Source organism: Allofournierella massiliensis (assembly GCF_004345265.1).
In the GTDB taxonomy this organism is placed as follows: Bacteria; Bacillota; Clostridia; order Oscillospirales; family Ruminococcaceae; genus Allofournierella; species Allofournierella massiliensis.
In genome coordinates, this window is sequence record NZ_SLUM01000028.1 from 21,195 (window position 1) to 39,418 (window position 18,224).

Sequence of the window (18,224 nt, forward strand, 5' to 3'; positions counted from 1 at the left end):
CCCCAAAAAGCACACCGCGGCCGCCCAAAGGAGAAACAAATGAAAGCAGTAGTCAAGGTGGGCACCTCCACGCTGGCCCACGTCACCGGTCGGCTGAACATCCGCCACATCGAGGAACTGTGCAAGGTGCTCAGCGATCTGAAAAACGCCGGCCACGAGATCATTCTGGTGTCCAGCGGTGCCATCGGCATGGGCGTTGGCAAGCTGAGCCTGCCCGGCCGCCCGGCGGATATGCCCACCAAGCAGGCCGCCGCCTCGGTGGGCCAGTGTGAGCTGATGTATACCTACGACAAGCTGTTCACCGAATACAACCACACCGTGGGCCAGATCCTCATCACCGGTGAGGATGTGGAGCACCCGGAGCGCAGCGTGAACCTGAAAAACACCCTCAGCCGCCTGCTGGAGCTGGGTGCGCTGCCCATCGTGAACGAGAACGACACCGTGTCCACCACCGAGATCGCCCTGGGCGACAACGACACGCTGGCCGCCATTCTGGCCCGCAGCGTGAAGGCGGATCTGCTGGTGCTGCTCAGCGACATCGACGGCCTGTTCACCGCCGACCCCCATAAGGACCCGAACGCAAAGCTGCTGAGCGTGGTGGAAAAGATTACCCCCGAGATCGACGCGCTGGGCGGCGGCAGGGGCTCCAGCCTGGGCACCGGCGGCATGGCCACCAAGCTGCGTGCGGCCCACATCGCCACCGAAGCCGGGCTGGACATGGTCATCGCCAACGGCGCGGCCCCGGCGGTGCTGTATGATATTTTTGAAGGGGAGGCCGTGGGCACCCGGTTCCTTGCCCGGAAGGAGGCATAAACAATGACCACGCTGGAGATTCTCCGCGCCGCACGGGGGGCGAAAAACGCCCTGATGCTGGCCGATTCTGACCGGAAAAACCGGGCGCTGCTGGCCATGGCCGACGCGCTGGAGCGCAGCTGCCCGGCCATCCTTGCCGCAAACGGGCAGGATCTGGAAAACGCCCGGGGCACCGTGCCGGACGTGATGCTGGATCGGCTGCGCCTGAATGAAGAGCGGGTGGCGGGCATGGCCCGGGGCATCCGGGAAGCGGCCACCCTGCCGGATCCGGTGGGCCGGGTGCTCAGCGAAGAAACCCGCCCGAACGGCCTGCTGCTGCAAAAAGTGACCGTGCCCATGGGCGTGATCGCCATCATCTACGAAAGCCGGCCCAACGTGACCAGCGACGCGGCGGCCCTTGCCATCAAGAGCGGCAGCGCCTGCGTGCTGCGGGGCGGCAAGGAAGCGTTCCTTTCCAACAACGCCATCGTGGATGCGCTGCGCGCCGGTTTGCAGGCGGAGGGCCTGCCCGCCGAGCTGGTGAGCCTTGTGCAGGATACCAGCCGCGCCAGCGCCACCGAGCTGATGAAGGCCTCCGGCCTTGTGGATCTTTTGATTCCCCGGGGCGGCGCAGGGCTGATCCGGGCCTGCGTGGAAAACGCCACCGTGCCCTGCATCCAGACCGGCACCGGCATCTGCCACATCTATGTGGACAAGGCCGCCGACCTGGACATGGCCCTCGCCATTGTGGACAATGCCAAGACCAGCCGCCCCTCGGTGTGCAACGCCGCAGAGGTGTGTCTGGTGCATAAGGACGTGGCGCCCGAATTTCTGCCCCGGCTGCACCAGCGGCTGGTGGCCGACCGGCAGGCAAAGGGGCTGGAGCCGGTGGAGCTTCGGCTGGACCAGGCTGCCGCGAAGCTGATTCCCGGCACCCCGGCGGGCGAAGCGGACTTCGACACCGAGTTTCTGGCCTACACGCTGGCGGTGGCGGTGGTGGAGGACGTGCAGGCGGCCATCCGCCACATCAGTGCCCATTCCACCGGCCACAGCGAGTCCATCGTGACCGGCGACGAGGCCGCCGCTGCGGCCTTCACCGCAGGGGTGGACAGCGCTGCCGTGTATGTGAACGCATCCACCCGCTTTACCGACGGCGGCGAGTTTGGTCTGGGCTGCGAGATGGGCATCTCCACCCAGAAGCTGCACGCCCGGGGCCCCATGGGCCTGGCCGAGCTGGTGAGCTACAAGTACATCATCCGGGGAAACGGGCAGATCCGCTGACCGCCCGCACCCAAAGGAAGGAGAGCGATTATGGCAAATTCCATTACCAAAGAAGAACACGAGCGCAACAAACGCCGCCGGTTCCGGCAGCTGCTGGGAGCGGTGCTCTGCCTGCTGATTCTCATCGGCGCCTTCAACGTGCTGGCACTGGCCGTCAGCGGCGTTGCCTCCCTCTTCGACGATACCGACAAAAAGCTGGAATACGAATCCCGGCTGCAGACCCTTGTGATGTTCGACCCGCTGCCCTTCGCCAGCCTGGATCAGATGGACGATTCCACCGCCCGTCTTGTGAAGGAAAGCGCGATCTGGTCGGCACTGTACACCGCCCAGCAGAGCAGCACCGGGCTGGACAACTACGAGCGTGACCCGGACACCGACGCCCTGATCATGCCCGCAGTGGATGTGGACGCGGCAATTGCCGCCCTCTACGGCCCGGACTACAAGATCGAGCACGGCAGCTTCGACGGCGTGGATATGAGCTATATCTATCTGGAGGAGCAGCAGGGCTATCTGATTCCGGTTACCAGCCAGATGGGCCTGTACACCCCCAAGGTAGAGCAGCTGAAAAAGCAGGACGGCAAGCTGCGGGTTACCGTGGGCTATGTGCCCACCCCGGCGCTGAGCGGCGACTACAGCATGACCACCCCCAGCGAGCCCACCAAGTATATGGATTATATCTTCGAGAAGAACGGCCGCACCTGGTACCTCACCGCGCTGGAAACCAGCGAGATGAAGCCGGCCACCAGCAGTTCCTCCACCTCCCAGCCTGCCGAGGATGCGGTGGTGCCGGAGTTTGACCCCACCAGCGCCATTGCCGACAATGCGGACAGTGCCCTGCTGGAGAGCACGGAAAGCCAGCAGGCGGATTCCACCACGGATTCCGCCGCCACCGATGAAACCGGCGAAACCGGCGAAACGGCCGAAGAGGGCTGAGCCCTTCCGATGTAAACAACAAAAACCCCCGCATGGTTTTTCCATGCGGGGGTTTTTTCGCGTATGGGGTTACGGGGTGGGGATGTCGCCCACGCCGGAAAGCACCAGCCGGGGCCGGAAGGGGAACTGCTCAAGATTCTCCCGACGGGTCACGCCGGAAAGCACCAGAGCGGTGTCCATGCCGGATTCGATGCCGGCAATCATGTCGGTGTCCATCCGGTCACCGATGATCACGGTATCCTCCGAGTGAACGCCCAGCAGCCGCAGGCCGGTGCGCATCATCAGAGGGTTGGGCTTGCCCACAAAATAGGGAGTCTTGCCGGTGGCGGCCTGAATGGGAGCCACCAGACTGCCGCAGGAGGGGATCACTCCATCCTCGGCCGGATCCACCAGATCGCTGTTGGTGGCCACCAGCTTGGCGCCCCGGTTCACAAAGTTGATGGCCTTCACAATGTGTTCGTAGCCGTAGTTTTCGGTTTCGCCCACAATCACGAATTCCGGATCCACGGTATTGATGGTGATGCCTGCGTCATACAAAGCGTTCATCAGCCCGTGGTCGCCGATCACATAGGCGCTGCCGTTCGGTGACTGGCTCCGGATGAAGCTGGCGGTGGCCAGGGCGCTGGTGTAGAAATGGCTCTGGTCCACATCCAGCCCCATGCGGGCCAGCTTCTGCTGGTATTCCCTGGGCGAAAGATCGCTGGAATTGGTCAGAAACAGAAAGTTCTTGTTTTCCCGGTAGAGCCAGTCCACGAATTCCTTCACACCGGGCAAAAGCCGGTTGCCGTGGTAGATCACGCCGTCCATATCGCAGATGAAGCCCTTTTTGCTGCGCAGCTGTTCCAAAATCACATGCCTCCTCGGTAAAATGCCCGGTTCCGGCGGGGGCAGCGGAGTGCCGGCGGGCGCATTGAACATGATTCGTATCTATTGTACTCTGGAATGACTGGCAGCGCCAGTGCCAAATCATAAAATGTATAAAATTCGGCAGAAAATACAGAAAATTCACTTTGGAAGACAAATCGCAAAAAAGCCCCGACTCCCAGCGGGAGTCGGGGCGAAAACGGGCAGATACTCAGCGCAGCTCGATGGTGTAATCGAAGCCGTACTCGGCCTTCAGCGCGTCCACCTTGTCCTGGCAGTCCTCAATGAAGGTGGGGGTGTAAACGCTCTTGCCCTCCTTCTTGTAGTCCTCCAGAATCTGGTTCAGCTTGCCCCAGGCTTCGTCCTGGCGGGCCTGATCCATATCCTCGGGGAAGGAGATCAGAAATTCACGGTGCTTGGGAATACGAGCTTTCATAATAACGGTTCCTCCTGAAATCGTGTTTGTTTATATGCCGAACAGCCGTTTGGCGTTTTCGGTGGTTGCTGCAAAGATCACATCCGGATCCACGCCCCGGACTTCGGCCAGAAATTCGCCGGTGTGGGCGATCAGGCCGGAATCACAGCGCCGACCCCGGCAGGGCTCCGGCGCCATGTAGGGGCAGTCGGTCTCCAGCAGAATGCGCTCCAGCGGAAGGGCAGCGGCGGCCTTCACCGCCCGCTTGGCCCCCTTGAAGGTGAGCGCCCCGCCAAAGCCGATGTACATGCCCTGCTCCGCCAGCATCAGCGCGTCCTCGGCGCTGCCGGAAAAGCAGTGCACCACGCCCCTGGGTTTATACTGCTTCAATAGGGCGTATACATCTGCGTGAGCCTTCCGGTCATGCACAATGATGGGCTTGTCCAGCTCCAGCGCCAGCTTCAGATGAGCTTCGAACAGCTCCAGCTGGGCTTCCTTCGGGATGGGCCAGTGGTAGTCCAGCCCACACTCGCCCACAGCCACCGCCTTCGGGTGGTCAAACAGGGGCTTGATGGCCGCAAGCTCCGCCGCCCAGTCGCCGCCGAAGCGGGTGTTGGTGGAGGTGTCCTCCTCGATGATGCTTTCCGGGTGGATGCCCAGCGCCGCATACATATAGGGGTACTGGTCGGCCAGCGCAAGGCTGGCACGGCTGGAATCGTAGTCGGTGCCGCAGTCCACCACACCAACCACGCCCCGGCCGGGCAGCTCGCTCAGCAGAGCAGAGCGATCCTCGTCGAACTGGTGGCTGGTGTAATGGGCATGGGTGTCAAAAATGGAGTACATGCGCGCTTCCTCAGTGGATGGCGCTGCCGGGCTTCACATCGTCCGGGAAGAATACCACGGATGCACCGCCGTCCGGCATGTCGGCAGCCATGACCATGCCCTCGCTCACATACTTGCCCTTCATCATGGGCCGGGGAGCCAGGTTGGCCACGATGCCCACGTTGCGGCCGATCAGATCCTCGGGCTTGTACCACTTGGCAATGCCGGAAAGGATGGTGCGCTCCCGCTCGCCGTCGAACAGGGTCATCTTCAGCAGCTTCTTGCTCTCCTTCAGGTTCTCGCAGGTGAGCACCTTGGCCACACGCAGCTCCACCTTGCAGAAGTCGTCGATGGTGATCTCGGGCAGATGCTCGATGGGCTCGGCAGCTTCCTCAGCGGCAGGGGCAGCAGCGGCGGCAGCCTTGGCGGCTTCCTCCTCCGCGGCCTTGCGCTTGGCCTCCTGCTCGGCGGCCAGCTCAGCCAGCTCCTTGGCGGCATCGATGCGGGGGAACAGGGCCTCGCCCTTGTGTACGGTGTATTCGGTGCGGGCGCCGAAGGTGAGGGCGTCGAAGGTCAGCTCGCTCTCGGCAAGGCCCAGCTGCTCGGCCATCTTGCCGGTGGTGTTGGGCAGGAAGGGGGTGAGCAGGATGGCGCTCATGCGCAGGGATTCGCACAGGTTGTACAGCACCATGGCCAGACGGGGCTTGTTGGTTTCGTCCTTGGCCAGCGCCCAGGGAGCGGTCTCGTCAATGTACTTGTTGGCGCGCTGGATGGCCTTGAAGATCTCCTGGGTGGCCTGAGGAATCAGCAGATCGTCCATGCAGGCGGTAACCTTGGCGGGCATGGCGTTCACGGTGTCCATCAGATCCTGATCGAAGTCGCCGGCTTCGCGCTCGGCGGGCAGGGTGCCGCCGAAGTATTTCTCGATCATGGCCACGGTGCGGCTGAGCAGGTTGCCCAGGTCGTTGGCCAGGTCGGAGTTGATGCGGCTGATCAGCGCCTCGTTGGAGAAGATGCCGTCGTTGCCGAAGGGAATCTCACGCAGCAGGAAGTAACGGATGGCGTCCACGCCGTAGCGCTCGCACAGAACCACCGGATCCACCACGTTGCCCTTGGACTTGCTCATCTTGCCGCCGTCCAGCAGCAGCCAGCCGTGGCCGAACACGCGGCCGGGCAGGGGCAGATCCAGCGCCATCAGCATGGCGGGCCACAGAATGGTGTGGAACCGCAGAATCTCCTTGCCCACCATGTGGATGGTGGCAGGCCAGAACTTGTCGTAGTCGGAGTACTTCTCGTTGCCGTAGCCCAGAGCGCTGATGTAGTTACTCAGCGCGTCCACCCACACATACATGGTGTGCTTCTGGTCAAAGGGAACGGGGATGCCCCAGGGCACGGTGGTGCGGGAAACGCAGGTGTCCTGCAGACCCTGATTGATGAAGGAGATCATCTCGTTCTTGCGGCTCTCGGGCTGGATGAACTGGGGATTCTCCTCATACAGCTTCAACAGGCGGTCGGCGTATTTGCTGGTCTTGAAGAAGTAAGCCTCTTCCTCCGCATCGTACACCTCACGGCCGCAGTCGGGGCACTTGCCGTCCACCAGCTGGCTGTCGGTCCAGAAGCTCTCGCAGGGCTTGCAGTAATGGCCCTTGTAGACGCTCTTGTAGATGTCGCCCTGATCGTACAGCTTCTGGAAGATCTTCTGGCAGCTTTCGATGTGGTAATCATCGGTGGTGCGGATGAACCGGTCGTAGCTGATGTCCAGCAGCTTCCACAGGTCCTTCACGCCGCCTTTGCCCTCCACGATCTCGTCCACATACTGCTTGGGGGTCACGCCCTTGGCAGCGGCCTTGTCCTGGATCTTCTGGCCGTGCTCGTCGGTGCCGGTGAGGAACATGACGTCCTTGCCCTGCATCCGCTTGAAGCGGGCCAGCGCATCGCAGGCCACGGTGGTGTAGCTGTGGCCGATGTGCAGCTTGTCGCTGGGGTAGTAGATGGGGGTGGTAATGTAATAGGTGTTGTTCTGGCTCATTTTCTTCTATCCTTTCATAACGGGGCCGCGAATGGAACGGTCCCGGGATTTACAAATTCTCCCACTGGGAAAAATCAATGGGCTTGCCGTGGTCGTAGGTGGTAAGATCCTTCTCGTCGATGGGGCGCACCACCCGGCAGGGGGTGCCGAAGGCCACCACGTTTGCGGGAATGTCCCGGCTGACCACGCTGCCCGCGCCGATCACCGAGTTTTCCCCGATGGTCACACCCGGCAGGAGGATGCAGCCCGCGCCGATCCACACGTTTTTTTCAACGGTCACCGGCTTGTTGTACTGGGCCGCCAGCCGGCGCAGGCCCGGGTGGATGGGATGGGCGGCGGTGGAGATGGTCACATTGGGGCCGATCATCACATTGTCGCCCAGATAAACGTGGGTGTCGTCCACCAGCGTCAGGTTGAAGTTTGCATAAACATTGTTGCCCAGATGGGTGTAGCGGCCCCAGTTGGCGTTGAAGGGCGGCTCAAAAAAGCAGTTTTCGCCCACCTCGGCAAAGATGCGGGGCAGAAGGGCCTGATGGCCTTCCATGTCCCGGGGGTCCAGCTGGTTGTACTGGTGAATCAGCGCCCGGCATTCCATCTGCTCGCGGAAAAGCTCCGGGGAGTTGCAGCTGTAAAGCTCGCCGGTGTGCATGCGGGGTTCCAGTTCTGCCATGGAAAACACTCCTTTTTTCGGTGTTCAGGGTGCTTAAAAACCAATGGGGGTCTTGCCGCAGGCCAGCAGGGTTTCCTCGGCCAGCACCTCGGTGCTGTCGATGAAAAAGTCGTCCAGCCCTTCGTCCCGCTTGATGAGCGAAAGCTCGGTGCAGCCCAGCACCGCCTTTTCGCAGCCCGCGGCACGCAGCTCGGCGGCGATCTCCATGAAAATCTTCATGTCGGCCCGCTGGCCCTTTTTGATCTGGTCGTAGATGATGTTCATCAGCTGGGTCTGGCGGGGCAGGGAAGGAATGGCAAAATCGATGCCCTCGGCCCGGCACATGCGCTGGTAGGTGCAGCTGCCCACGGTGCCGCTGGTGGCAAGAATGCCCAGCCGGGTGCAGCCCTGCGCCTTGGCGTGCTGCACGGTCAGCCGCACCATGTTCAGGATGGGCACCGGCAAACTGCGGGCCAGCCGGTCGTAAAAATAATGGGCGGTGTTGCAGGGGATGGCCAGAATGGTGGCCCCGTATTTCACCAGCATCTCCGCGTCCCGCTCCATCTGGGCGAAGGGATCGTCCTCGCTTTCGCCCAGAATGTAGGCGGTGCGATCCGGAGTGGAAGCCCGGCTGGAGATCACGATGTCCAGGTGATCCTGATCACACTGGGCGGGGGTGTGCTCGGTGAGCATCTGATAGAAATACACGGTGCTCATGGGGCCGAGCCCACCCAAAATACCCAAAACGGGATGTTCGTTCTGCATGGCCTGATTCCACGCCCCTTTGCTCAGATTGGCGGGCAGAACAGCTGCCGCCTGCAATTTATTTATTATATCACCTTTGCGCCCTCAATACAATTACAAGGCGGTGGCAGCCGGTGGGGAAAAGGCGGTGGCAGCCGATGGGGAAAATGCGGCGGTGCAGACACAAAAAACCGCGGGATGCCGGACACGGCACCCCGCGGAGAAGTCATTCAGTACATTGGTCTGCCCTCGATTTAGATGGATTTAAAACGCTTCATCAATACGACTTTCTCGTCATACATATCGATTCACGTTCCTTTGCCATATACCGGCAGGCTTTGTCGCTTCACATTGCCTGCATCCCTGGTGGTCTACGGGCAAACATTCAGCACATTGGCGTTATCCTCATTTCGTACGATTTGATAAACTCAGATTTCAAAGCGCCTTGAAATGGTACGCGAAACATTGCTTAGTACATTGGACTCAAAGCCTCTTCTGGTTTGATTCGGATGAAAAGAAACATATCAAAAAAGGATTTCTACCGTTTTATTGCTCTGGTTTGCTGGTGATCAAAGCCGTTTACTTGGATGGATTTGGTCGAATGCGTCTTGTGGTTCCGTTACTGTTGTTCGGCTTCCATGGCTTAAAAGAGGTTGCAGACAAGACCTAAACTCAACTTTTATTTCCTTGGTGCGAAGTGATTCAGAACACTCGCATCGCTCTTGCTCCATACCAGGCTAAAATACCAATTTCCTCACATCAAACGATGCTTTAACCGTTTTTGGTACGATCCATCGGGATCAAATCCACTTTCGGTTTTTTTATAAAAACTGCTTGTTGGGCAGGGATGGGATCTACACGCTATTTGAATCTTATTCCGAAAATCCAAAACCTTTTTGGGTGTCGCCGTCTGGTTTTTCACTGTTGCTACAGGTTCTTTTGGAATCATTCTCCTTCGACCTGCGGTTTTTTCCGATCCATCGATCCTGGAAATACCGGATCATCCGGTTCATTTGATTCATTTGGAATCCTGTGTTCCAGCTTGGCCTTTGGCATTCAAGAAATCATCTTGCTGTGAAAAAGTGATTTCGGGGATTCAGCGGCAGGTCCCATCCTGCCAGATCTGGCCGGGTTCTTCAATTACCATGATGGTCCTGCTCTCCTTTCTTTCCTCGTTGCGGCTCTTCCTGTTATTCTGAACAGGTTGCCTAGAGTTTCTTGACCTTGGTTTTATCTCCCTTGGTGTGTCTATAATATACCACACAAAAAGCCCGGTGTATATTGACAAATTAGATATACTTATGATGTATTATTTGTATATTTGTTGCATTGAAAAATGCGGGGATTTGGTGCTATAATAAAAATGTTGGAGTGCATCCCGGCATCCTTGCTGTGGGTGCACTGTTTTTTTGCAGCCGGGGCAAGCGAAAAGCCGCTGCTATTTAATGTATTATATATAGGGGGAGAAAAAAGCCTGCAAAAAACTTCAAAAAAATTTTCAAAAATCTGTTGACAAACCGTATATCCGGGGGTATAATGATGAAGCTGTCAGATGTGGCCCGTTGGTCAAGCGGTCAAGACGGCGGCCTCTCACGCCGCAAACGGGAGTTCGATTCTCCCACGGGTCACCATATATGCACTTCTAGCTCAGTTGGTAGAGCAGCTGACTCTTAATCAGCGGGCCCAGGGTTCGAGTCCCTGGAAGTGCACCATTTGTTCCTCCTTAGCTCAGTCGGTAGAGCATGCGGCTGTTAACCGCAGGGTCGTTGGTTCGAGCCCAACAGGGGGAGCCAGAAAAAAGCGCATCGGGTAACCGGTGCGCTTTTTCTTTTGCAAAGCGGCAACGACACTATGCGTTAATAGCCGCAAGAACCGGCGGGGTGCAATAAAGCAAAACCGATTGAACAGGCAAAACGGCGCAGGGCGGCTGTTACCTTTGCCGGAGCCGATCTGAGCCCAGTGGGCGATGCAGCGAGGCGGAGGCGGGCCCGGAAACAGAGCGATGTGCCGCGGGCCGCTGGCCCGTGGTGCAGCGCGACAATTTCCGGGCTCGGAATGGTCGTTGGTTCGAGCCGGGCAGGGGGAGCCGGGGCGGGCGGCGTGCTCACTCAAAAAGCAACCGAATAAAAAGCGTACCGGTCAATGAACGACCGGTACGCTTTTTGTTATGTGTTCTGCGTCTGCATTTCGGCGGGGACATGAAGGCGGAAGCTGTTTTTCTGGGTTCGCTTGCTTTCATACATGGCCTGGTCGGCGGCCAGATGCAGCGCCGCGTAGTCCGGCTGCACCGGCGGCGAAAGCGCCACGCCGATGCTGGCCTTGACCGGGCCGTTCAGTTGAGGCAGGGAAATTCGTTCCAGATGGGTCAGGATCATCTGTGCGCGCCGGGCCATCAGATCCGGGTCCAGCGGGCTTTCCAGAAATACCACAAATTCGTCGCCGCCCACCCGGGCTACAATGTCTCCCGCCCGGAACAGGTGCTTGAGCACGTCGCTCACCGCAACCAGCACCTGATCGCCCACCGAGTGGCCCAATGTGTCGTTGATCTGCTTGAAATCATCCAGATCAATCATGAACAGCACGCCGCCGCCCACCTTTTTCAGTCGGCGGGAAATCATCTCTTCGGCGCTGCGATTATAGACCCCGGTGAGCACATCCATACTGGCCCGGCGCAGCAGATCCTGCTCCCGGTCAAATCGTTCGGTGATGTCGGTGAGCTTGCCCACGATCCGCCCGCCGGCCCCGCGAACGCCTTTCAGCGCCTTGCAGCGGCATAAATAGACCCAGATCTGCCCATCCTGCCCCAGAAAGGCCACCTCTGCCTTGATCACCGGCCCGCCGGGCCGGGCTGCCCGCAGCAGACGGCGCAGCTTGTCCGCTGCTTCGGTCAGGCCCCGGCCGCCTGCGTCGCCGCGCAGGGGCAGCAGATCCGGCAGCCCCAGCACCGCCGGCGCTGCGGGTGTGAATTCCAGGCGGGCAGAATCGCAATCGTATTCAAACAGAAGGGTATCGGTGAATTCCTTTAGAACATTCGTCACATTCATGGGGTGTGTCTCCTGATGAAAAAGGATATTTTCTCCTATTATACGGCATGGATTCCCCCAAAGCAAGGAAAATATGAATTATTTAGTGTATGCTAAATGCGTTATACATCATTTATCGGAAAAGCTGTGCAGAATAAAATAATGATAAAAGGTGATGTGTTATGCGAAAGACCCGAGAATGCAGCAATCTGAAAACCCTGGGAGCAGACATCAAGGCCGCACGGCATGCCCTGCGGCTGACCCGGCGCGCTCTGGCCGAGCAGCTGGGCATTGATCCGCGCTATCTGGCCAACATCGAAAACAGCGGCAGTTTGCCCAGCCTGCCCATTTTCTATGAGCTGGTGCGCATCTGCAAGCTGCCGCCGGAACGCTACTTTTTTGAACAGCAGGAAAACCAGCCCAGCGAGCAGCGCCGCCGCGTGAGCCAGAAGCTCACCCTGTGCAGCGAGGAATTTCTGCCGGTGGTGGAGGGTGCGCTGGACGGTGCGATCCAGGTGCAGGAGAATCGCATCGAGCAGGAGGAGTGACCGCTGCGGAAAAACGCTCTTTGCTGAAAAAAGCGGAATTGTTCTTGAATGGGGAACAATTCCGCCCTTTTTTTGCAAAAAAGCAGCGGCGGGGCCCCTTTGCGTCTTGACGAAGCGGCCCCGCCGCTTTAATATTAGATATGTTACGGGCAACCCCCGGTCCGCGGGGGAAAAACAAGCGGCGGCGCAGCCAGCGTCGCGGTAAGGAGTATGAAGATGAAAAACAGCGAAAAGAATTTCGACACCATTGTGGCCCTGTGCAAAAACCGGGGCTTTGTGTATCCGGGCAGCGAGATCTACGGCGGCCTGGCCAACAGCTGGGACTACGGCCCCCTGGGCGTGGAGTTCAAGAACAACGTGAAGAAGGCATGGCTGAAAAAGTTCGTGCAGGAGAACCGCCTGAACGTGGGCCTGGACGCCGCCATCATCATGAACCCCCAGACCTGGGTGACCACCGGCCATGTGGCTGGCTTCTCCGACCCTCTGCTGGACTGTAAGAGCTGCAAGGCCCGCCACCGTGCCGACAAGCTGATCGGCGACGTGCACCCCGAGGTGAACGTGGACGCCATGAGCTTTGAGGAGATGGATGCCTTCATCAACGAGCATGAGGATGTGGTCTGCCCCGTGTGCGGCAAGCACGACTTCACCCCCATCCGTAAGTTCAACCTGATGTTCAAGACCGCCATCGGCGTCACCGAGGACTCCTCCAGCACCTGCTACCTGCGTCCCGAGACCGCCCAGGGCATCTTCGTGAACTTTGCCAACATCCAGCGCACCACCCGCCGCAAGCTGCCCTTCGGCGTGTGCCAGGTGGGCAAGGCCTTCCGCAACGAGATCACCCCCGGCAACTTCACCTTCCGTACCCGCGAGTTCGAGCAGATGGAGTGCGAGTTCTTCTGCAAGCCGGACACCGATCTGGAGTGGTTCGCCTACTGGAAGGACTTCTGCAAGAACTGGCTGCTGAGCCTGGGCATCAAGGAGGAGAACCTGCGCCTGCGTGACCACGAGCCCGCCGAGCTGGCCTTCTACTCCCGCGCCACCACCGACATCGAGTACGCCTTCCCGTTCACCGACTGGGGCGAGCTGTGGGGCATTGCCGACCGCACCAACTACGACCTGGGCCGCCATCAGGAGGCCAGCGGCAAGAGCCTGGAGTACTTCGATCCCGACACCAACGAGCACTACATCCCCTATGTGATCGAGCCCTCTCTGGGCGCCGACCGTGTGGCTCTGGCCTTCCTGTGCGAGGCTTACGATGAGGAAGTGCTCACCGACGACAAGGGCAAGGAGGACAAGCGCGTGGTTCTGCGCCTGCATCCCGCCCTGGCTCCCTACAAGGCCGCCGTGCTGCCCCTGTCCAAGAAGCTGGGCGAGCAGGCCATGCCCATCTGGCAGGAGCTGAGCAAGTACTTCATGGTGGACTACGACGAGACCGGCTCCATCGGCAAGCGTTACCGCCGCCAGGACGAGATCGGCACCCCGCTGTGCATCACCGTGGACTTCGCCACCTTCGGCAGCGACACCGAGGAAGGCGACGGCTGCGTGACCATCCGTGACCGCGACACCATGGAGCAGGTTCGTCTGCCCATCAGCCAGGTCAAGGACTACATCGAAAAGAAGATTCAGTTCTAAAGAGACTGTATGGAAATCAGGCGGGGCTTTTAAAGCCCCGCCTTTTTCGCTATAATAAAGGCAATTGTGAAATGCAGAGCCGCAAGAGCCTGCAAAAATTTCAGAAAAAGCGAGGAATGAAGCAATGAATCAGGAACTGCTGAACAAATATGCCGCCTTCACCGTGCAGGTGGGCGTGAACGTGCAGAAGGGCCAGACCCTTATCATCCGCTGCCCGGTGGAGGGCGCTTACTTCGGCCGCGCCTGCATGGAAGCCGCCTACAAGGCCGGCGCCCGGGACGTGGTCATCCGCTGGGAGGACGAAAAGGCCGCCCGCATCCGCATGGAGCTGGGCGAGGAGGAAGCCCTGAGCGAGACCAAGCCCTACGAGCTGCGCAGCTATCTGGATTACGCCGAGAGCGAGGGCGGCTGCTGCCTGCTGGCCATCCATGCCTCCGACCCGGAGATCTTCAAGGGTCTGGACACTGGCAAGATCAACCGGGTGAGCCTGGCCAAGCAGGAGGCTATGAAGTCCTGGCGGGAATACACCATGAAGGACCGGGTGCAGTGGTGCGTGGTGGCCATCCCCACCCCGGCCTGGGCCGCTTCCGTGTTCCCGGGCCTTGACGAGGACGAAGCCCAGGAGAAGCTGTGGAGCGCCATCTTCGACGTGTGCCGGGTCACCGGCGGCGACCCGGTGAGCGCCTGGAAGGAGCATGTGGCCAAGACCAGCGCCTGCCGCGACAAGCTCAATGAGCTGCAGCTGGAGAGCATCCACATGACCAGCGCCAACGGCACCGACCTGACCGTGGGTCTGGCCGAGGGCCACACCTGGGAGGGCGCCTGCAGCAAGGCCGAAAACGGCGCGGTGTTCATCGCCAACGTGCCCACCGAGGAGGTGTTCACCGCACCCCACCGGGAGCGGGTGAACGGCGTGGTCAAGGGCACCAAGCCCTATGTGTACAACGGCCAGCTGATCGAGGGCTTCTCGGTCACCTTCAAGGACGGCGTTGTGGTGGATTACTCCGCCGAGAAGAACGCCGAGCTGCTGGGCCAGCTGCTGGACAGCGACGAGGGCGCCCGCCGCATCGGCGAGATTGCTCTGGTGCCCGCCTCCAGCCCCATCAACCGCAGCGGTCTGCTCTTCTACAACACCCTGTTTGACGAGAACGCCGCCTGCCACATCGCCTTCGGTGCGGGCTACCCCACCACCGTGAAGGGCGGCGCGGCCATGACCACCGAAGAGCTGCTGGCCTGCGGCGTGAACGATTCCGCCATCCACGAGGACGTGATGGTGGGCGCGGAGGACATGACCATCACCGGCCTGACCAAGTCCGGCGAGACCGTGACCATCTTCGAAAACGGCGAGTGGGCCATCGGCTGAATGAATTTTTCACACAAAGGAGGGGCGCCTGTGGAAAACACAGCGGCCGTGAAACGATGGGGCGCAGCGGCGGGGCTGGCCTGGCTGAGCAGCCTGGCCTTCTCGCTGGATGTGCTGGACCCGGTGGCCCGGGCAAAGGAGCAGACGGTGGAGGGCGTGGCCCTCACCGTGCTGCTGGCGGTATTTTACCACTGGGCCATGGAAAAGACCCCGGCGGACAGCCGGCAGCAGCGGCGGATGCTGCCGCTGGCGGCGCTGCTGGGCCTGTTCACTCTCACCGGCCTGAGCATGGAAGCCAGCGACAGTCTGGCCTTCCTGTATTCCGGGCTGGTCTGCCTTGCCAAGGCCGCGGCGGTCTGGGCGGGGTATGCGGTGCTGATCTATTTCTGCCTGCGGGCGGTGTTTTACGGGCTGGACCGGCTGGCCGCTTCCCCCGGCCGCAGCCGGAAGGGGCCGGGCTGGCTGAAAACGGCCAGTCCCAAAACCGTGCTTTGCAGCATGGGGGTGATTCTGCTCTGCTGGCTGCCCTACTACATCTGCCTGTTTCCCGGCGCGTCCAACAGCGACACCTGGTGGCAGCTGGAGCAGGTGACCGGCGCCCAGCCGCTGAATGCGGGCCATCCGCTGCTGCACACCTTTTTGCAGAGCGGGCTGATTCTGGCGGGCAAAACCCTGCTGGGCAGCTGGAACGCCGGGGTGTTTCTGGCGGTGCTGGTGCAGAGCCTGTCCATGGCGGCGGTGCTGGCGTACAGCGTGCATTTTCTGGTGCGGCTGAACGTTCGGCCCGTTCTGCTGGGTCTGCTGCTGGCACTGTATGGCCTTGTGCCCACCTTCCCACGGTCTGCCACCATCCTGATGAAGGACACCCCCTACAGCTTTTCGGTGCTGCTGTTCACCGTTCTTGTGCTGGAGGCGGTGCTGCTGCCCCAGCAGTTTGCCGCGAAGCGGTATAAAAAGCCGCTGGCGGCGCTGGCAGCCTTTCTGGTGTGCACCATGCGCTACAACGGCCCGGTGCTGCTGATCGGCGTACTGCTGTTCTCCGGCCCGGCGCTGTGGAAAACGGCGAAAAGCAGCCGGGCCCGGGCGGCGCTGGCCGCATGGCTGGTGCTGCCGCTGGTGCTGGGCTACGGCATCTCCGCCGGGCTGAAAGCACTGCCCGGCGTGGAGCAGGCTAACCCCAACGAGACCCTGAGCGTGCCGCTGCAGCAGACCGGCCGCTTTGTGCGGGATTTCGGCGATGAGGTCACCGACGAGGAGCGCGAAGTCATCGACCGGGTGGTGCAGTACGATCAGCTGGCCGAAGTCTATACCCCCTGGCTGGCGGATCCCATCAAGTCCTACATCAACCGGGAGGACGCCACCGACGCGGATCGGGCAGCCTACCGGCAGGTCTGGATGGCCCAGACGCTGCGCCATCCGGTGAACGCGCTGGAGGCCTTTGTGAACCTGAACTACGGCTGGGTGTATCCCGGCGTGACCAATCCCTGCTGGAGCTACAGCCCGGTGGCGGACAACGACTATGTGACCCGCCCGGCGTTGCTGGACCGGCTGGAAGCGTTGCTGGACAAGGCGGATTTTGCCTTCCTTTTGCCGGTGACCAGCTGGTTTGAAAATCTGGGCCTTGCGGCCTGGGGTCTGCTGGCGCTGGGGGCCTGGCTTTCGGTCCGGCGGGTGAAGGGCCTGGGCGGCGCGCTGAGCATGCAATATCTGACGCTGCTCATGTGCCTGTTCGGCCCGGTGTTCTTCGGCCATGGCCGCTATGGCTGGCCGCTTTTGTTCTGCTGGCCGGTGCTGCTGGCGGCGGCGATCTTCGCGGCGCGCAGAAACGGGGGCCGCGCATGAATCAGCGCTATCTGCGGCCCGCCGGCGCGGATCTTTTCCGGGTGCTGGCGGTGGGCATGGTGGGCGCGTTCCATTTCTGGCAGCAGAGCTGGGTGGGGCTGCCCGGGCTGGATTTTCTTGCCCGCAGCGGCGGCGCCTGGGTGGACGGTATGATCCTGCTTTCCGCCTTCTGCCTGTATCTGCCTTATGCCCACGCCTGGGCACAGCGCAGCCCCTTTCCCGGCTGCCGGGGCTTCTGGCGGCGGCGGGCGGTGCGCATTCTGCCGTCCTATTATGCGGCGGTGCTGGTAAGCGCCGCGGTGCAGGCGGCGGCCCACCGGCCCGACCGGGACTTCTGGCTGGACGTGGGCAGCCACCTGTTTCTGATCCCCACGCTGGTGCCCCAGGGCTATGTGCACTGCCGTACCAACGGCGCGCTGTGGACCGTGGGGGTGCTGGTGCTGTTCTATCTGCTGTTTCCGCTGCTGGCCCGGGCGTTTTACGCCTGGCCTTTGCCGGTGCTGGCGGGCCTGTGCGCTGCGCAGGAACTGTATGCCCGCTGCCGGGTGCTGCCCATGCAGGGGGTGGAATACAGCATGCGCTTCAACCAGCTGCCCGCCTTTTTCGGGGTGATCGGGCTGGGCTTTGCCGCCGCGCAGGCGGTGGCCCTGCTGGCGCCCGGGCAGACCCGGCGCCGGGAATGGGCCTTTGTGCCGGTGGCGCTGGCGGGGCTTGCGGGCGCGGTGTGGGTGCTGCGCCGCATCGCCTACTGGCAGGATGGCCCCCATGGTCAGCTGGTCTGGCGGCTGCCGCTGGCGGTCTGCTTTGCGGTCTGCCTGATCGGGCTGTGCCTGGGCCCCCGGCTTCCCGGGGCAGGGCTGTGGGCGGCGCTCAGCGCCATCAGCTACAATTTTTATATCTGGCATCAGTGGCTGGCGGTGCGCATCAAGTATGATCTGCGCATTCCTCCCTGGCAGGGGGAAACGCCCCCCAACCAGCTGGGGCAAACCGGCTGGATGTACACTTATCTGGTGCTGATCTGGGCGGTGGCTCTGGTCGCTGCCTGGCTGGCCACCCGGTTCATCGAGCAGCCGGCGGCACGGTGGCTGCGGGTGCTGGCCGGGCTGGAACCCGCAGCCCCCAAAGCGGCCGGCGTGCCGGCCTGAACCGTTCGCCGCTGGGAAACTTTCCCTGCGGGGCTTGCAAAGCCGGACCGGATATGATATAGTAGCTAGTGTAAGAATAAGGTTTGAATGGAGAGTGGGCCGCAAGGCCCGCTCTTCTTGCTTGTTTGGGCAAAATATGCAA

The 18,224-nt window shown here is 61.0% G+C and carries 15 protein-coding genes and 3 tRNA genes; 11 read left to right on the forward strand and 7 right to left on the reverse strand.

What is annotated here, in order from left to right; all coding sequences use genetic code 11:
• Positions 1-39 precede the first annotated feature (39 nt).
• From proB to EDD77_RS14490, 3 genes are read left to right on the forward strand one after another with little or no spacing between them, the layout of a single operon-like run.
• The gene (gene proB, locus EDD77_RS14480; protein WP_058963874.1) at positions 40-813 is read left to right on the forward strand and encodes a glutamate 5-kinase; all 774 of its coding nucleotides are present in this window, start codon (positions 40-42) and stop codon (positions 811-813) included.
• Positions 814-816: 3 nt separating this feature from the next.
• Positions 817-2,073: a glutamate-5-semialdehyde dehydrogenase gene (locus EDD77_RS14485; protein ID WP_058963873.1), complete on the forward strand. Its 1,257-nt coding sequence runs from the start codon at positions 817-819 to the stop codon at positions 2,071-2,073.
• Positions 2,074-2,103: 30 nt separating this feature from the next.
• On the forward strand, positions 2,104-3,006 hold the full coding sequence (locus EDD77_RS14490) for a hypothetical protein (RefSeq protein ID WP_058963872.1): 903 nt from the start codon (positions 2,104-2,106) through the stop codon (positions 3,004-3,006).
• 69 nt (positions 3,007-3,075) lie between these two features.
• Here the strand turns inward: EDD77_RS14490 and EDD77_RS14495 are convergent, their stop codons facing one another.
• The 6 genes from EDD77_RS14495 to cuyB form a co-directional block, all read right to left on the reverse strand.
• Complete coding sequence (locus EDD77_RS14495; RefSeq protein WP_058963871.1) at positions 3,076-3,852, reverse strand: HAD-IIA family hydrolase; 777 nt, start codon at positions 3,850-3,852, stop codon at positions 3,076-3,078.
• A 229-nt stretch (positions 3,853-4,081) separates the two neighbouring features.
• Positions 4,082-4,306 carry a hypothetical protein gene (locus EDD77_RS14500; RefSeq protein WP_058963870.1) on the reverse strand — a complete coding sequence of 75 codons (225 nt, stop codon included), beginning with the start codon at positions 4,304-4,306 and terminating at the stop codon, positions 4,082-4,084.
• 30 nt (positions 4,307-4,336) lie between these two features.
• Positions 4,337-5,128: a TatD family hydrolase gene (locus EDD77_RS14505; protein WP_058963869.1), complete on the reverse strand. Its 792-nt coding sequence runs from the start codon at positions 5,126-5,128 to the stop codon at positions 4,337-4,339.
• Between the two features lie 10 nt (positions 5,129-5,138).
• Positions 5,139-7,136 (reverse strand): methionine--tRNA ligase, encoded by a 1,998-nt coding sequence (gene metG / locus EDD77_RS14510; protein WP_058963868.1) that lies wholly within the window; start codon positions 7,134-7,136, stop codon positions 5,139-5,141.
• A gap of 49 nt (positions 7,137-7,185) precedes the next feature.
• Positions 7,186-7,806, reverse strand: a complete 621-nt coding sequence (locus tag EDD77_RS14515; protein WP_058963867.1) for a sugar O-acetyltransferase — start codon at positions 7,804-7,806, stop codon at positions 7,186-7,188.
• A 33-nt stretch (positions 7,807-7,839) separates the two neighbouring features.
• Positions 7,840-8,550: a cysteate racemase gene (gene cuyB / locus EDD77_RS14520; protein ID WP_058963894.1), complete on the reverse strand. Its 711-nt coding sequence runs from the start codon at positions 8,548-8,550 to the stop codon at positions 7,840-7,842.
• Positions 8,551-10,085: 1,535 nt separating this feature from the next.
• Here cuyB and EDD77_RS14525 point away from each other — a divergent pair.
• The 3 genes from EDD77_RS14525 (at position 10,086) to EDD77_RS14535 (ending at position 10,322) form a co-directional block, all read left to right on the forward strand.
• Positions 10,086-10,160: transfer RNA gene (locus EDD77_RS14525), tRNA-Glu, on the forward strand.
• Positions 10,161-10,165: 5 nt separating this feature from the next.
• Positions 10,166-10,241 (forward strand) — tRNA-Lys (locus EDD77_RS14530).
• 5 nt (positions 10,242-10,246) lie between these two features.
• Positions 10,247-10,322: transfer RNA gene (locus EDD77_RS14535), tRNA-Asn, on the forward strand.
• A 372-nt stretch (positions 10,323-10,694) separates the two neighbouring features.
• On the opposite strand, the gene EDD77_RS14540 is transcribed toward EDD77_RS14535, so the two are convergent.
• The gene (locus tag EDD77_RS14540; protein WP_058963866.1) at positions 10,695-11,573 is read right to left on the reverse strand and encodes a GGDEF domain-containing protein; all 879 of its coding nucleotides are present in this window, start codon (positions 11,571-11,573) and stop codon (positions 10,695-10,697) included.
• Positions 11,574-11,734: 161 nt separating this feature from the next.
• Here EDD77_RS14540 and EDD77_RS14545 point away from each other — a divergent pair, with 161 nt between their 5' ends.
• The 5 genes from EDD77_RS14545 to EDD77_RS14565 all read left to right on the forward strand — a co-directional run bounded on the left by EDD77_RS14545 (position 11,735) and on the right by EDD77_RS14565 (position 18,082).
• Positions 11,735-12,100: a helix-turn-helix domain-containing protein gene (locus EDD77_RS14545; protein ID WP_058963865.1), complete on the forward strand. Its 366-nt coding sequence runs from the start codon at positions 11,735-11,737 to the stop codon at positions 12,098-12,100.
• Positions 12,101-12,316: 216 nt separating this feature from the next.
• Entirely contained in the window at positions 12,317-13,732 is a 1,416-nt protein-coding gene (locus EDD77_RS14550; protein WP_058963864.1) for a glycine--tRNA ligase, read from the forward strand.
• 124 nt (positions 13,733-13,856) lie between these two features.
• A complete protein-coding gene (locus tag EDD77_RS14555) occupies positions 13,857-15,095 on the forward strand; it encodes an aminopeptidase (RefSeq protein ID WP_058963863.1) in 1,239 nt (412 codons plus the stop codon).
• A 30-nt stretch (positions 15,096-15,125) separates the two neighbouring features.
• Positions 15,126-16,937, forward strand: coding sequence for a DUF6020 family protein (locus tag EDD77_RS14560; RefSeq protein ID WP_058963862.1), 1,812 nt, complete (start codon positions 15,126-15,128; stop codon positions 16,935-16,937).
• Positions 16,934-18,082, forward strand: a complete 1,149-nt coding sequence (locus EDD77_RS14565) for an acyltransferase family protein (protein WP_058963861.1) — start codon at positions 16,934-16,936, stop codon at positions 18,080-18,082. The genes EDD77_RS14560 and EDD77_RS14565 overlap by 4 nt, the downstream gene beginning before the upstream one ends.
• Positions 18,083-18,224: the final 142 nt, after the last annotated feature.

Coding starts and splice junctions, on each gene's coding strand:
- proB (WP_058963874.1), top strand. CDS start 40: ATGAAAGCAGTAGTCAAGGTGGGCACCTCCACGCTGGCCCACGTCACC.
- EDD77_RS14485 (WP_058963873.1), top strand. CDS start 817: ATGACCACGCTGGAGATTCTCCGCGCCGCACGGGGGGCGAAAAACGCC.
- EDD77_RS14490 (WP_058963872.1), top strand. CDS start 2,104: ATGGCAAATTCCATTACCAAAGAAGAACACGAGCGCAACAAACGCCGC.
- EDD77_RS14500 (WP_058963870.1), bottom strand. CDS start 4,306: ATGAAAGCTCGTATTCCCAAGCACCGTGAATTTCTGATCTCCTTCCCC.
- EDD77_RS14505 (WP_058963869.1), bottom strand. CDS start 5,128: ATGTACTCCATTTTTGACACCCATGCCCATTACACCAGCCACCAGTTC.
- metG (WP_058963868.1), bottom strand. CDS start 7,136: ATGAGCCAGAACAACACCTATTACATTACCACCCCCATCTACTACCCC.
- EDD77_RS14515 (WP_058963867.1), bottom strand. CDS start 7,806: ATGGCAGAACTGGAACCCCGCATGCACACCGGCGAGCTTTACAGCTGC.
- cuyB (WP_058963894.1), bottom strand. CDS start 8,550: ATGCAGAACGAACATCCCGTTTTGGGTATTTTGGGTGGGCTCGGCCCC.
- EDD77_RS14540 (WP_058963866.1), bottom strand. CDS start 11,573: ATGAATGTGACGAATGTTCTAAAGGAATTCACCGATACCCTTCTGTTT.
- EDD77_RS14545 (WP_058963865.1), top strand. CDS start 11,735: ATGCGAAAGACCCGAGAATGCAGCAATCTGAAAACCCTGGGAGCAGAC.
- EDD77_RS14550 (WP_058963864.1), top strand. CDS start 12,317: ATGAAAAACAGCGAAAAGAATTTCGACACCATTGTGGCCCTGTGCAAA.
- EDD77_RS14555 (WP_058963863.1), top strand. CDS start 13,857: ATGAATCAGGAACTGCTGAACAAATATGCCGCCTTCACCGTGCAGGTG.
- EDD77_RS14565 (WP_058963861.1), top strand. CDS start 16,934: ATGAATCAGCGCTATCTGCGGCCCGCCGGCGCGGATCTTTTCCGGGTG.